The following is a 242-nucleotide window of genomic DNA, read 5'->3' as shown; positions in this document are numbered from 1 at the left end:
CAGCCTCCAGCCTCCAGCCTCGAATGTGATTTTACAAAGTGTTACATATTTCATTCTTCAAATTTGATGATTATCAGCGATGAACAACGGTTCTCAATTGTAAACAGCCGTTGTCACCCAGCAATATTGGACAATATTGGATAATATTGGCAAAAAAATTATATTCAAATATTTTGAATATCCTGCAATCGTGCAAGCTTTACGATTAAATACATCTATGTAAGTATATAACCATCCAATGA

It is taken from the genome of Enterobacter cloacae complex sp. S3 (genome assembly GCF_014930495.1).
Lineage (GTDB): Bacteria > Pseudomonadota > Gammaproteobacteria > Enterobacterales > Enterobacteriaceae > Enterobacter > Enterobacter asburiae_B.
This window is presented reverse-complemented; position numbering follows the sequence as displayed.